The sequence below is a fragment of the Burkholderia sp. Bp8986 genome (assembly GCF_003854225.1).
GTDB lineage: Bacteria > Pseudomonadota > Gammaproteobacteria > Burkholderiales > Burkholderiaceae > Burkholderia.
This window is the reverse complement of the sequence record NZ_QTQM01000013.1, coordinates 84,457-99,162: the sequence shown is the minus strand read 5'-3', so window position 1 is coordinate 99,162 and position 14,706 is coordinate 84,457. Positions and strand designations below refer to the sequence as shown.

Here is a 14,706-nt window from a genome sequence, read left to right as displayed (position 1 = left end):
GGACGACGGATGACGAGGATGCAACCCGACTGGCTCGCACTCGCGACGCGTTTCGCGCAATTGCCCGACGCGCAGCGCGCGGTGTTCATCGACAAGCTCGGCGCGGCCGGCATCGACTTTCGCATGCTGCCGATCCCGCCGCGCACGCCGCGCGGCGACCGTGTGCCGGCATCGTTCGCGCAGACGCGGCTGTGGCTGCACGCGCGGCTGATCGACGCGCCGGACGCGTATCACATCACCGAGCGGCTCGCGCTGACCGGTCCGCTCGACGCGCACGCGCTGCGGCTCGCGTGCGATGCGCTGATCGCGCGCCATGAAGCGCTGCGCACCACCTTCGACGAAGCGGAGGACGGCGTCGCACAGACGATCCATCCGCCGCTGCGCTGCCCGTGGCGCGAGACCGGTCTCGAAGCGCTGCCCGACGCGCAGCGCATGGCACGCGCCGAAAGCATCGCGACGGCCGACGAAGCCGCCGCGTTCGATCTCGGCGCGGCGCCGCTCATGCGAGCACACCTGATCCGTCTCGACGCGACGCATCACTGGCTCGCGCTGACCGTTCACCACATCGTGTCGGACGGCTGGTCGTCGGACGTGATGCTGTTCGAACTCGCGGCGTTCTATCGCGCGTATGCGTCGGGCGCGCCGGTGCCGCTCGCGCCGCTGCCGATCCAGTATGCGGACTATGCGCTGTGGCAACGCCGCTGGCTCGATGCCGGCGAGCGCGATCGCCAACTGGCGTTCTGGCGCGAGCGCCTCGACCCGCAACGCGGCGTGCTGACGCTGCCCGGCGCGGCCGCACGGCCGGCGCGCCGCAGCGCACGCGGTGCGCGTCACGTGTTTTCCCTCGACGCACACACCGGCGCGCGGCTGCGCGCGTTCGCGGCCGCGTCGGGCGCGACGCCGTTCGCGGCGCTGCTCGCGGCGCTCGACGCGCTGCTCGCGCGCGCGACCGGCGATGCGCGGATCTGCGTCGGCGTGCCGGCCGCGAACCGCGAGCGCGCGGAAACGGCCGGCCTGATCGGCTTTTTCGTCAACACGCTCGCGATCGATGTCGACGTGCCCGCGCACGGCGATTTCGCGTCGCTGGTCGCACGCACGCAGCGCGCGCTCGTCGATGCGCAGATGCACCAGGACGTGCCGTTCGAGCAGGTCGTCGACGCGCTCGGCGTGCCGCGCAGCGCCAGCCACCATCCGCTGTTCCAGGTGATGGCCGCGTACGGCGAGCGCCGCGCGCTGCCGGCGCTGGGCGCGGCATCGGCATCCTTGCTGCCGTCCGGCACGCCTTCCGCGAAATTCGACCTGACGCTTGCCGTCGAGGCGACGCCCGACGGCACGTTCGACGCCGCATTCATCTACGCGCTCGACCTGTTCGACGGCGACGCGATCGCGCGGCTGGCCGCGCGCTTCGTCACGCTGCTCGGCGATGCGCTCGCGCGCCCCGACATGCCGATCGGCGATCTCGACTGGCTGCCGGCCGACGAGCTCGCGCAACTCTTCGCGTGGAATGCGCCGGCAGGCGCGGCCGATGCCGAACCGTTCGTGCCGGTGCACGCACGCATCGCCGCACACGCGCACGCACGGCCCGACGCACGCGGTGTCGCCGACATCGATCGCGCACTGACGCGCGGCGAGGTCGACGCGCGCGCGGCCCGCATCGCGCGCAACCTCGTCGCCGCCGGGGTGCGGCCGGAAATGCGCGTCGGCGTCGCGCTGCAGCGTTCGGTCGACCTGCTGGTCGCGCTGATCGCGGTGCTGAAGTCGGGCGCCGCGTTCGTGCCGCTCGATCCGGCGCATCCGCGCGAACGGCTCGCGCAGATCGTCGGCGACGCGGGCATCGCGCACGTGCTGACCGACGCCGCGAGCGCCGCCTCGCTGCCCGAGCTGCCGGCGCTGCGCGTCTGGCGCGCGGACGAAGTCGACGCGCTCGACGAAGCCGCGGACGTCGCGCTGCCGGACGTGCTGCCCGGCCATGCGGCGTACGCGATCTACACGTCCGGCTCGACCGGCAAGCCGAAGGGCGTGATCGTCGATCACGCGGCGTTCGCGCGGCATTGCGCGGCGATCGCCGAACGCTACGGCGCGGGCGAGCACGACGTGTTTCTGCTGTTCCAGTCGGTCAACTTCGACGGCGCGCACGAAGGCTGGTTTTCGCAGTACCTGTCGGGTGCCGCCGTGTCGGTGACGGCCGACGTGCTGTGGCCGCCCGCGCAGACCTGCGCGATGATGATTCGCGACGGCGTGACGATGACCTACGTGCCGCCCGGCTGCGCCGCGCAGCTCGCCGAATGGGCGCTCGTGCACGGCGCGCCACCGACGCTGCGCTCGCTGACCGTCGGCGGCGAGGCGACGTCGCGCGAAGCCTTCGCGATGTTGCGCCGCGCGATGCCGAACGTGCGCGTGGTCAACGGCTACGGGCCGACCGAGACCGTGATCACGCCGACGCTGTGGATGTTCCGTCCCGGCGACGATCTCGCGACGCTCGGCGACGCCGCGTACCTGCCGATCGGCACGCTGGTCGGCGCGCGCACCGCGCACGTGCTCGACGCGCGGCTGCATCCGCTGCCGGTCGGCGTGATCGGCGAGCTGTACCTCGGCGGCGAGGGGATCGGCGTCGCGCGCGGCTATCTCGATCGTCCCGCGCTGACGGCCGAGCGCTTCGTGCCCGACCCGTACGGCGCGCCGGGCGCACGCCTGTATCGCACGGGCGACCTCGTGCGGCGGCGCGCGGACGGCGTATTCGACTTCATCGGCCGCGTCGATCACCAGGTGAAGCTGCGCGGGCTGCGCATCGAACTCGGCGAGATCGAGGCGCAACTGGCCGCGCACGATGCGGTGCGCGAAGCGTGCGCGGTCGTGCACGGGCAGGGCGCGCAGGCGCAGCTCGTCGCGTACGTCGAACTGACCGCCGACGCGCAGGCGGCCGCGCAACCGGTGGAGGCCGCGACGCTCGACGCGCATCTGCGCCGCACGCTGCCCGACTACATGGTGCCCGCGCAGCTGATCGTGCTCGACGCGTTGCCGCGCAACGCGAACAGCAAGGTCGATCGGGCGCGGCTGCCGGCGCCGGTGCGCGTCGAACGTGCCTACGAGGCGCCGCACGACGGCGATGAAACCGTGCTCGCGGCGATCTGGCGCGACGTGCTGAACGCCGAGCGCGTCGGCCGCGGCGATCACTTCTTCGAACTCGGCGGCCATTCGCTGGCGGCGGTGCGCGTCGCGACCCGCGTTGCCGAGCGGCTCGGCCGCGACGTGCCGGTGCGCGCGCTGTTCGAAGCGCCGGTGCTCGCGCAATACGCGCGCCAGGTGGCCGACGCGCCGCGCGCCGCGCACGCCGGCACCGCCGTGCCGGGCGTCGCGATGGCGAAGCCCGATGCGCATGGCGTGTGGCCGCTGTCGCCCGCGCAGCTTGGCCTGTGGTTCCTGTGGCGCGCGCAGCCGGACAGCGCCGCATACAACATTCCGGTCGCGCTGCGCGTGCGCGGCCCGCTCGACGTCGATGCGCTGCGCGCGGCGTTTTCGGCGGTCGCGGCCGCGCACCCGGCGCTGCGCACGCGGCTCGTCGCGCGCGACGGCATGCTGCCGGGCCAGCGGATCGACGCCGCGGCGAGCGTCGCGCTGCCGGTCGTCGACTTGTCCGCGCAGCCCGACGCGCTCGCGCGCGCGGCGGCGCTGACCGGCGCCGATGCGCTCGCGCCGTTCGATCTCGCGGCCGACGCGCCGCTGTGGCGCGCCCGCGTGCTGCGGCTCGGCGCGGACGATCACGTGCTGTCGGTGACGATCCATCACATCGTGTCGGACGGCGAATCGATCGAGCTATGGCTCGACGCGGTGCGCGCGCGCTATGTCGCGCTCGTGCGCGGCGAAGCGGCCCGGGCCTCTTCGACGACGACAACGACGCCAGAAAACACGCCGCTCGTGCTGCCCGCGTCGTGCCAGCCGGCCCGTGTCGCGTACTGGCGCGACGCGCTGGCCGACCTGCCGCCGCCCATGCTTCCGCAGCGCGCCGACGCGCCGGCCGTGCCGCAATGGCGTGCGGCGCGCATCGCGTTCGAGTTCGACGCGTCGCTGATCCGTGCCGCGCGCGATGCCGCGTCGGCGTCGCACGCGACGTTGCCGATGCTGCTGCATGCGGCGCTCAATACCGCGCTGTTCCGCGTGACCGGCGCGGCCGACCAGCCGGTCGGCGTGCTGGCATCGACGCGCGAACTCACGGGTGAAGCCGCACGCGACGCGCTCGGTCTCTTCATCAATTCGGTGGTCGTACGCACGCGGCTCGATTCCACGGCCCGCCGCGCGGACGTGCTCGCCCAGGTGCGCGACATGGCGCTTGCCGCCTATGCGCATGCGGACGTGCCGTTCGCCGACGTCGTCGCGGCGCTGCGCGCGCCGCGTGCCGCGCGGGCCAATCCGCTGTTCCAGGTGATGTTCAACTACCTGCGCCCGACCGGCGCGGCCGCACGCGACTGGGCCGGCCTGTCGCTCGCCGGCTTCGACGACGTTCGTCATCGCGTCGTGTTCACGCTGGAGCTGGACGTCGTCGAGCATCCGGACGGCCGCGTGAGCGCCGCGTTCTCCTATGCGGACGAACTGCTCGACGGCCGCTTCGTCGATGCGCTCGTCGATCTTTACCACGACGAAGTCGCGCGTTTCGCCGGTGCGGCGCAAGCGCCACTCGGCGTGCCCGATGCGCTGTTCGCCGCGCCGGCAGCGGTCGCACCGGTCGGCAACGCGACCCATGCGGCGGCGTCATCGCGCGTGCCGAACACGGCTGCCGCGCTCGCCGCGCTGTGGTCGGACACGTTCGCGACGGCCGCGCCCGCGCCCGATGCCGATCTGTTCGAGGCCGGCGCGACGTCGTTCGACGTCGTGCGTTTCGTCGATGCGGCGAGCCGCGCCGGGCACGCGCTGACGGTGGCCGACGTGTTCACGTCGCCGACGCTCGCGGCGCTCGGCACGCATCTCGACGAAGCGGCGCACACGCGACTGGAGGTGCGCGATGCTGGCTGAAGTGCGCCCGGACGGATTCACGCTGCTCGATACGTACCGCCTCGCGTTCGCGGGCGGCCTGTTCGCGGTGCGCGACGGCACGGAGATCCGCGTCGCACAGGGCGACGGCATCGGCGCGCAGTTGCTGCGTGCGCAACTCGGCGACGACGGCGCGCTGCGCCTCGTCGCCTACAACCACCGCGCGGCGCCGGCCGACCAGCGCCGCGCGCTGCTGGCCGCGCTCGCCGCGGCGTTTTCGGACAGCGCGCGCCACGCGGCGATCCGGCTCGACCCGGCCGCATGGCCGGCGGTCGCGCTCGATGCGCTGCGCGCGAGCGGCGTGCTGGCCGACGGCGGCCGGTGCATGCGCGAGGGCTGGGCCCAGCAGGCCGATCTGTGGCGCGTCGGCGCGCATCTGCCGTGCGCGACGCTGCCGATGCTGACCGACGGCCGGCGTCATCCGCGCCGGCCGCCCGCGCCGCGCGGCGACGTGTATGCGCGCGACCTGCCGGCGCTTGGCGTGCGCTTCACGCTGCGCGGCTGGCAGCCGGGCGAGGATGCCGCGCGCCTCGCGCACTGGTTCGACGAGCCGCGCGTGCGCGACGGCTGGCCGGGCACGCAGCCCGGCGCGCACGGCACGGCGCCCGATGCCGATCCGCACGTGAGCCCGCTCGTCGGCTGCTTCGACGGCGAACCGTTCGCGTACGTCGAGGCGTACTGGCTGAAGGAAGACCCGCTCGCGCCGCACGTCGGCGCGCGCGACTACGACCGCGGGCTGCGGATGCTGGTCGGCGCATCGCGCTGGCGCGGCCCGCATTGCGTGGCGGGCTGGCTGCCGTCCGTCGTGCATTACCTGTTTCTCGACGACCCGCGCACCGAAGCGGTCGGCTGCGCGGTCCCGGCCGGCCGCGCGCGGGTCGTCGATACCCTCGCGCGGCATGGCTTCGCGCGGCAGCGCCGCCTGGCGCTCGCCGACGGGCAGCCGCTGTGGATGCGCACGCTGCGCGAGACCTTCTTCTCCGGCCGTCACGTCTGACGGGCCGGTTTCACCGACAAGGGAGCTGAGAGACATGCAGAGAGAAACCGTATTCGACCTGATCGGCGTCGGCTTCGGGCCGTCGAACCTGGCGCTGGCCGTGCGCCTCGCGGAACGCCACGGCACGCGTCCGTTCGCGCATTGCTTCGTCGAACGCCAGCCGGAATTCGGCTGGCACCGCGGCATGCTGCTCGACGACTGCCGGATGCAGATCTCGTTTCTGAAGGATCTCGTCACGATGCGCGATCCGAAGAGCCGCTACACGTTCATCAACTATCTGTTCGAACGCGGCCGGCTGAACGAATTCGTCAACCTGAAGAACTTCTATCCGACCCGCGTCGAATTCCACGACTACCTGAGCTGGGTCGCCGGCGCGTTCGACGAACACGTCCACTACAGCGAAACCGTCACGGCGATCGAGCCCGTGCGCGGCGACGGCGCGCGCGTCGATGCGCTGCGCGTGTTGTCGCGCGATGCGGCCGGCCACGAACGCCAGCGCGTGACGCGTGCGCTGTCGGTCGGCGTCGGCGGCACACCGGCGGTGCCGGACGCGTTCGCCGCGCTCGGTCGCGACCGCGTGATCCATTCGTCGTCCTACCTGACCGACATCGACCGGCTGGTCGCGTCGCCGGACGGCGAGCGCCGCCGCGTCGCGGTGATCGGCGCGGGGCAGAGCGCGGCCGAGGTGTTCATCGACCTCGCGCGCCGCTTCCCGCACGTCGACGCGAGCCTCGTGATGCGCGCGGGCGCACTGAAACCGGCCGACGACAGCCCGTTCGTCAACGAGATCTTCAGCCCCGCGTTCACCGACGTCGTCTACGCGCAGCCGCACGATGCGCGCCGCGCGCTGCTCGAGCGCTATCGCGACACCAACTACGCGGTGGTCGACCGGCCGCTGATCGAGCAGATCTACGAAATGCTGTACCTGCAGCGCATCGACGGCACGCCGCGTCACGCGCTGCGCGCGAACAGCGCGATCGAGGCCGCGGTGCGCACCGCCGACGGCCGCATCGAGCTGACGCTGCGCGACCGGATGAGCGGCGCGACGCACGTCGAACGCTTCGACGCGCTGGTGCTGGCGACCGGCTACCGGCGCGACACGCATTCGGCGCTGCTCGAAGGACTCGCGCCGCACCTGGGCGATGCGCTCACGCGCGGCGACGTCACGCGCGACTACCTGCTCGCGACGCCCGAGCACTTCGCGCCGCGCATCTACCTGCAAGGCTGCTGCGAAGACAGCCACGGCCTGTCCGACACGCTGCTGTCGGTCCTCGCGCGCCGCGCGGACGAGATCTGCGCGTCGCTCGAGGAAGGGATCGCGCCCGGCCATGACGACGGGGCGGTCCGGGCGCTGCATGAACAACGACACCAAAACGGGGCGAGCGCGGGCCGCATGGCTTTCGCTCTTTGACAAAGGCGCGGTCGGAGACCGCATCAAAAAAGTGGAGCAGAGAAAGATGGAGTGGGCAACAGGCACGCGTGTGCGTGCGATCGCAGCCGCGGCGAGCGTGGCGTTCGGGATGGCGGCAGGGCATGCATACGCCCAGACGGCGCCGACCGTGAACGCAGGTGCCGCGGTGTCGGCCGGCGGTGCGCAGAACGGTGCGGCGGCTAGTGCGGCGGCAAGCACGTCGACCGGCGCGCAGAATGGCTCGACGTCCGGCACGCTGCCGGCGATCAACGTCAACGCGGGCTCGCAAGGCGACGGCACGGTCGGGCTCGTCGCGAAGCGCAGCCGGACCGGCACCAAGACCGATACGTCGATCAACGAAATCCCGCAGACGATCAACATCGTCACCGCGCAGCAGATCGAGATGACCGGCGCGACCGACGTGAACGCGGCGCTGCGCTACGTGCCGGGTTTCTCGTCGTACGGCTCGGACAACCGTTCCGACTGGTACGCGGCGCTGCGCGGCTTCACGCCGACCGCGTACGTGAACGGCCTGCAGGTGCCGAACACGCTGAACCTGTCGAGCTGGCGCGTCGATCCGTACATGATCGACAGCATCACCGTGCTGCGCGGGCCGACGTCGGTGCTGTACGGCGCCGGCGACCCGGGCGCGATCATCGACGTGCAGACCAAGACGGCCGACGGCGAGCGCGTGCGCGAAGCCGGCGTGCAGTTCGGCAACTATGCGCGCAAGCAGTTCATGATCGACGTCGGCGACAAGCTCGATGCGGACGGCAAGTATGCGTACCGGTTCGTCGGCGTCGCGCGCGACGGCAACGCGCTGACCGGCCCGAACAACGACCAGCGCGTCGCGCTCGCGCCGTCGTTCCGCTGGCGCCCGGACGCGGATACGTCGCTGACGCTGTCCGCCACCTACCTGCAGGACTGGGGCGACATCTCGTCGAACTTCCTGCCGGCGCAAGGCACGGTGTTGCCGAACCCGAACGGGCAGCTCAGCAAGGACGTCTACGGCGGCGACCCGGATTTCAACTACTACCGCAAGAAGCAGTGGTCGCTCGGCTACCAGTTCGAGCGGAATCTGAACTCGATGTGGACGTTCCGGCAGAACGTGCGCTGGATGCACCTGTCGCTCGACAACGGCTCGGTGTTCGGCGCGGGCTTCGCGGACGGCAGCCTGACCGACATCAACCGCTGGGCCGGCGTGTTCCAGACGAACTACAGCCGCTTCGACATCGACAACAACCTGCAGGGCCGCTTCGGCACGGGGCCGCTCGAGCACACGCTGCTGCTCGGCTTCCAGTACAACCGGCAGACCGCGACCGACAGCGAATGGCTGGCCGCCGCGCCGACGCTGAACATCTACAACCCGGTCTACACGCCCGTCACGCTGTCCGTGTTCTCGCCGCCGAACACCACGTACCGCACCAACACGTACACGACGATGAACACGTTCGGGCTGTACGTGCAGGGCCAGGTCAAGTGGAACCGCTGGACGCTGACGCTCGGCGGCCGCGAGGACTGGGTCAACCAGCGGATGGACGACCGCGAGGGCGGCACGCAGTCGAAGGCCGACATCAGTGCGTTCACCGGCCGCGTGGGCCTCACCTACCAGGGCGACTACGGGCTGTCGCCGTACGTCAGCTACGCGACGTCGTTCAACCCGCTGATCGGCGTGAACCTGTACGGCGGCGGCCTGCCGCAGCCGACCCGAGGCAAGCAGATCGAGGCCGGCCTGCGCTGGCAGCCGCCCGGCAAGAACCTGATGCTGAGCGCGGCGATCTACCAGATCAACCAGACCAACGTGCTCACGTCGACGCCGCTCAATCTCGATCCGTCCGGCACGACGTCGGTCCAGACGGGCGAAGTGCGCTCGCGCGGGATCGAGCTGAACGCGACCGGCAAGCTCACGCGGAACCTGTCTCTGATCGCGTCCTACGTCTACCAGGACGTGAAGAACGTGAAGGCGAACGACGCATCGCTGAACAACTGGCCGGTCGACATTCCGCGACCGCGCCAGATGGCGTCGCTGTGGGCCGACTGGACGTGGCACACGGGGCCGCTCACGGGCTTCGGCCTGGGCGGCGGCGTGCGTTACCAGAGCGCGTCGGCCGGTGCGGCCGACAACTCGCTGACGGTCGCGAGCTACACGCTGTTCGACGCGGGCGTGCACTACGACACGCGCAACTGGCGCTTCGCCGTGAACGGGACGAACCTGTTCAACCGCCACTACATCAGCGGTTGCCAGTCGACGAGCGTCTGCATTTTCGGGACCGACCGCACGGTGCTCGCCACCGCGAAATACAACTGGTGACGCCGCGCGCCGCGGCGCGCCGGCCGGCCTTCGGGCCGGCGCGGGCGGGCCGCGGCGCCGTCGTCCGTTTTTTCCACGACGCCTCCATGCCGAAGAAAAATCTCGTCTACATCCAGTCGCTGCGCAACGGCGCGGCCGATCGCGCCGGCCAGCCGGTCGCCTACCGGGGCGGCACGCGCTACATGAAGGCGCCGCTCGAATTCCTCGTCGAGCGCCTGAACGACTCGGCGCTCGGCGAACGCTATGCGCTCAAGGGCGTGATCGTCGACGACGACGCAGGCTCGCCGGCCGACCGCGCGAAGGTCGCCGACTACGGCTTCGCGCGCACGCCGGGCCGCCCGTGGATCCTGCCCGACGGGCTGACGGTGCAGGGCCGGCCGGTCGACGAACTGTTCTGCACGATTGCATCGACGTACCGCCGGCTGCCGCGCGACGCGCGCGAGCGCGTGACGGGCAAGCAGGCTTTCGAGTGCCGCCTGCTCGAACGCCTGCTCGAACTCGACGCCGACGTGGTCGTGCTCGACGGGCTGCTCGTGATCCTCGACGAGCTCGTGCGTCCCGGCGCGCGCTTTCACCGCCGCATCGCGAACATCCACCCCGGCATTACGTCCGACGCTTCGCCGTACCAGCGGCGCGGTGCGTGGGCGACGCTCGACGCGCTGCACGGCGCGCGCGGCGAACGGGTCGACTGGGCGAGCGGCGCGACCTCGCGCGTCGAACCGGTGACGATGACGGGCGCCTCGTTCCACTACGTCGACAACGGCATCGATTCCGGCGAGGTGATCTGCGACGTGCTCGACACGCCGATCGCGCCGGACGACACGATTCTCGAACTGCGCTGGAACAACTTCCAGCGCAGCCTGTTTCCGGCGCTCGAGCGGGGGCTGCACATCCTCGCCGACCGCCACGACGCGGGAACACTGTGATGGAAGACACGCTGACGAAACCGGCCAACGCGGCAGACGCGGTCGAAGGCGACGTGGCCGCGGCACTCGACGGCGCCGCGCACGGGCAGGAACCGCCCGCCGTCGAGTGCACGCTCGACGCGTGGCGGCCCGGCGATCCGCCGGCGGCGCTGCTCGCGGAATTCGTCGCGCTGTTCAACACGGACACGCGGCACGACGCGGCGACGGTGTCGGTGCCGCTCGGCGGCGCCGATCCGGCGGCCATCGCGTCGTACGTCGCGCGCGCGGTGCGCGAAGGCGTGATCGACGGCGCGCGGATCGCGGGCGACCGGCTGCGCGTCACCGCATCGCGCGCGACGTTCTGGCAGAACCCGCGGCCGTGGCTGAAGGCCCCCGCGTCGGGCGGGATGCCGCTGCGCTACACGATCACGAACGGCCACCGGCACCCGGTGCGGCCGCCGTCGCCGGCCGGCGAGATCTATGCGCGCTACATGCCGCAGGTCGGGATGACGTTCAGCCTGCGCACCGTCGACATCGCTGCACATGCGCAGCTGTTCAGCGACTGGATGAACCTCGATCGCGTCGCGCATTTCTGGGATCAGCGCGGCACGCTCGACGAGCACGCCGCGTATCTCGCGGAGCGGCTCGCCGATCCGCACATGCATCCGATGATCGGCTATTTCGACGACACGCCGTTCGGCTATTTCGAGTTCTACTGGGCGAAGGAGGACCGCCTCGCGCCGTTCTACGACGCGCACGACTACGATCGCGGGCTGCACCTGCTGATCGGCGACTCGCGCTTCCAGAGCGCGGGCAAGCTGCATGCATGGTGGAGCGGGGTGCTGCACTACATGTTCGTCGACGAACCGCGCACGCAGCGGCTCGTCGGCGAGCCGCGCGTCGATCACGTGCGGCATATCGCGTACATGCACCGGCTCGGGTTCCATACGTTGAAGGAGTTCGATTTCCCGCACAAGCGCGCGGCGCTTACCGTGATGGAGCGCGAAACATTCTTCGACACTTTCCGGTTGCCGTGACGGGGACGGGGGCGCGAGGCGTCGATTCGTCGATACGTCGATACGTCGATTCGCAAGCATCGACGTTTCGCGCGGCTTGCAAGGGGTGCGCATCGGCCGTTCGGGATATGGATCGGGTGGGCGGCATGAGGAAGAATGGTCGCTCCCTCATCGCAGACAGGTCGTGACGACATGGCAAGCACACCCGCGACAGCATCAGGCGCGATCCCGCATCAGCGCCGCCCGATATTGACATATGCCGGCATATGCCTAGAGTGGGTGCATCGTACTCCATTGGAGTGGCTCATGCGCACCGTTTCCATTTTCAAGAACGCCCGTAACCAGGCAATCCGCATCCCGAAGGACATGGAATTCGAGGGGGTGACGGAACTCGAGATCCGCCGCGAGGGCGACACGTTGCTGCTGCGGCCGGTGCGGCCGACGTGGCTGTCGCTCGCGAGTGAACCGCTGGCCGATGCCGACCTCCTCGTCGAGCGCCAGGCTGTCGTCGAATCCGGCCGTTTCGACTTGTCCGGCGCCGATGACGCCGCACCGACGGAGTCGGGCCGGTGACCACGCTCTACATGCTCGATACGAACATCTGTTCGTTGATCATGCGCGAGCGACCGTCCGTGGTGTTGTCCCGGCTGCAGTCGTGCGTCAATGCGCAGCACCGGATCGTCGTGTCGGCGATTACCTATGCGGAAATGCGGTTCGGCGCGGTCGGCAGAAAGGCATCGCCGAAGCATGCGGAACTCGTGACGGCCTTTGTCGCTCGGCTGGACGGCGTGCTGTCGTGGGATACCGCGGCGGTCGATGCAACGGCGGCGATTCGCGCCGACTTCGCCGCGCGCGGCACGCCGATCGGCGCAAACGATGCGTCGATCGCCGGTCACGCGATCGCGGCCGGTGCCGTGCTCGTCACGAACAATCGTCGCGAGTTCGGCCGCGTCGCGGGGTTGTCGCTCGAAGACTGGGCGGCCTCGGCCTGAGGTCGTGAATGCGCGATGGCGTGGCGCCCGCGCGGTCGCACATCACGCGCGAGGAACAGGCGGATCCGCGAGGAAGGTGCTGCGGAACGCGTCGAGATACCGGTCGGCGTCAGCGCTGAATTCCCCCGGCAGCAGCGCGAACGCGCGGGCCTGCAGATCCTGCCCGAGCGTCGCGTAGATTGCTTCGTCGGACAACAGCGCGCGGATCGCATCGTACGTCTGCGGCGAAGCAATCCGCTGCGCATCGCGCGCCAGCAGCGCAGCCGCCGCCACCTCAGGCTGGAAACCGTGCTGCTCGAGCAGGTCGGGCGCCACGTCCCAGATGCGCTCGCGATTGCCTGCGTCGTGGAAATGCGTGAGCAGGAACAACAGGTCGTACGCGTCGCTGTTCTGGCGCGCGCGCCGGTCCTTCCACGCGAGCAACTTCAACAGCGCAAGGGCGGGCAGGCTCGCCACCGGCACCGCGACGTCGGCCGCGATCGACACGACCAGCGCCGTATCGATCGCCTCCTGAAAGCCCAGCACGTTCAACACGAAATCGCCGCCAGGCGGCCAAGCGATTTCGCCGGGCGGCGTTTCGAGCGGCCCGAACGGCACGAGATCGAGTTCCGTGCGAAAGCCTTGCGTCCCGCTGTCGAACAGCAGTTTCTGCCGATGCTTCGGCGCACGCGCGAATTGCCCGGTCGCGACGAGCGCATCGACGAGCCGTTCGTGAAACGGCCAGCTCACCGCGCACACCGCGACGTCGACGTCCCGCGTCGCACGCACCGGGCGGATGCCGTGGACATGCCACATCAGGATGTCGCGCGCGGTCGCACCGGCGACGACGAATGCCGCGTCGAGTTGCGCGCAGGCCGCGCGGACCGCCTGCAGCAGCGCGACCGCCGCCGGCTCGAGCGGCCGGCGCGCGTCGACTTCAAGCGGGCGGGCGGGCGAGGTATCGGTCATGGATGTGTTCGGCGGCGGCGAGATTGCGACTGTCCCCGGACGAGACGAGATCCGCGTAGATCAGCAGCGGCGGCACGAGCGGCACGTCCTGCTCGCGCCAGTCGAGCGCCTGCGACGGCGGCCAGAAGGCTTCGAGCAGCTCGACGTCGCCACGCTCGTCCGGGCGCAGGCGTGCCTGGAGCAGCAGGCGGTTCGACACGGCGCCATGCGTATAGACGGTGATCGCGGCCGGCTTCAGGTCGTGCGTCAGCAAGTCGGCCGCGGGTTCGCCGCCCAGCCGCGCGTCGAATGCCGCGAAATCGAAGCCGCGCCACCAGTCGGGCGCGAGCGCGGCAAACCGCCGGGCCGGCAGTTTCGCGCGCAGGCGGCTCGGATACAGTGCGACCCATTCCTGCATGAAGCGCGGCCAGTCGGGTATCAGCCGTTCGCCGTTGCGCCGCTGCGCGACAAGGCCGCGCGCGAGCAGGTCGTCCATCGCGAGATTGACCGTGCCGAGCGCGACGCCCGACGCGGCAGCGATCGCCCGGTACGGTTGCGCGACGAGGCCCGGCTGCGTCGCGAGCGCGAACATCACGGCCAGCCCCTTGGGCGTCGTCGCGCGCGATGCCTGCCGGCGCGGCGTGCGGGCGGGTTTCGGCCGGCCGGTGATCATCACGGTCGCTTCCGGCTGGATCAGGCACGCATTGCCGGCCGTATCGAGGAACGGGATGCCTTGATCGGTCAGGCGGGCGGCCAGCTCGACCGATACGTACGGCGCAACCAGCATCAGCGGTCGCTCGCCGGGCAGCGGGGCGCCGCCGCGCCGGCGCAGCGCCGCGCGTGCGTCCTGCACCGATTCGACCCCGACGCTCACCGCCGCCGGCATCTCGAAGGCCTGCCCGGCAATGGCGAAACGGATCATCGCGTCGGCATGCGCATCGTAGGCGGCCGGCACGCGCACGGGCCGCGCATGGAAGTGCCGGGTCGCGCGTTCGAACGCGGCGCAGGCTTCGTCGAGCACGTGCTGTTCCGCTATCGGCAGGGTGGCGTTCTCGGGCATCGGGATGGATCGCTTGTTCACTTTTCTACCAGCGTACACAAAAAATGTACAACCGTCAAAAA

Annotated in this window: 10 protein-coding genes; 8 read left to right on the top strand and 2 right to left on the bottom strand. The window is 70.7% G+C overall.

From position 1 onward, the window contains the following. Window positions 1–9 precede the first annotated feature (9 nt). From DID99_RS14765 to DID99_RS14730, 8 genes are all read left to right on the top strand, one after another. Entirely contained in the window at window positions 10–5,007 is a 4,998-nt protein-coding gene (locus DID99_RS14765) for a non-ribosomal peptide synthetase (RefSeq protein ID WP_124667009.1), read from the top strand. After that, on the top strand, window positions 4,997–6,022 hold the full coding sequence (locus DID99_RS14760) for a GNAT family N-acetyltransferase (protein WP_124667008.1): 1,026 nt from the start codon (window positions 4,997–4,999) through the stop codon (window positions 6,020–6,022). The genes DID99_RS14765 and DID99_RS14760 overlap by 11 nt, the downstream gene beginning before the upstream one ends. A 34-nt stretch (window positions 6,023–6,056) precedes the next feature. Then, window positions 6,057–7,433, top strand: coding sequence for a lysine N(6)-hydroxylase/L-ornithine N(5)-oxygenase family protein (locus DID99_RS14755; RefSeq protein ID WP_124667007.1), 1,377 nt, complete (start codon window positions 6,057–6,059; stop codon window positions 7,431–7,433). 46 nt (window positions 7,434–7,479) lie between these two features. After that, window positions 7,480–9,744: a TonB-dependent siderophore receptor gene (locus DID99_RS14750; RefSeq protein WP_124667006.1), complete on the top strand. Its 2,265-nt coding sequence runs from the start codon at window positions 7,480–7,482 to the stop codon at window positions 9,742–9,744. A gap of 86 nt (window positions 9,745–9,830) precedes the next feature. Further along, a complete protein-coding gene (locus DID99_RS14745) occupies window positions 9,831–10,670 on the top strand; it encodes a formyltransferase family protein (RefSeq protein ID WP_124667005.1) in 840 nt (279 codons plus the stop codon). Continuing rightward, window positions 10,670–11,686 carry a GNAT family N-acetyltransferase gene (locus DID99_RS14740; RefSeq protein ID WP_124667004.1) on the top strand — a complete coding sequence of 339 codons (1,017 nt, stop codon included), beginning with the start codon at window positions 10,670–10,672 and terminating at the stop codon, window positions 11,684–11,686. The genes DID99_RS14745 and DID99_RS14740 overlap by 1 nt, the downstream gene beginning before the upstream one ends. A gap of 285 nt (window positions 11,687–11,971) precedes the next feature. Continuing rightward, window positions 11,972–12,238 carry a type II toxin-antitoxin system VapB family antitoxin gene (vapB, locus tag DID99_RS14735; RefSeq protein WP_124667003.1) on the top strand — a complete coding sequence of 89 codons (267 nt, stop codon included), beginning with the start codon at window positions 11,972–11,974 and terminating at the stop codon, window positions 12,236–12,238. Next, window positions 12,235–12,657: a PIN domain-containing protein gene (locus tag DID99_RS14730; protein WP_124667002.1), complete on the top strand. Its 423-nt coding sequence runs from the start codon at window positions 12,235–12,237 to the stop codon at window positions 12,655–12,657. The genes vapB and DID99_RS14730 overlap by 4 nt, the downstream gene beginning before the upstream one ends. 42 nt (window positions 12,658–12,699) lie before the next feature. On the opposite strand, the gene DID99_RS14725 is transcribed toward DID99_RS14730, so the two are convergent. Both DID99_RS14725 and DID99_RS14720 read right to left on the bottom strand, forming a co-directional pair. After that, entirely contained in the window at window positions 12,700–13,605 is a 906-nt protein-coding gene (locus DID99_RS14725) for a nucleotidyl transferase AbiEii/AbiGii toxin family protein (protein WP_124667001.1), read from the bottom strand. Beyond that, on the bottom strand, window positions 13,574–14,644 hold the full coding sequence (locus tag DID99_RS14720) for a type IV toxin-antitoxin system AbiEi family antitoxin (RefSeq protein ID WP_124667027.1): 1,071 nt from the start codon (window positions 14,642–14,644) through the stop codon (window positions 13,574–13,576). Before DID99_RS14720 ends, DID99_RS14725 begins: the two co-directional genes overlap by 32 nt. Window positions 14,645–14,706: the final 62 nt, after the last annotated feature.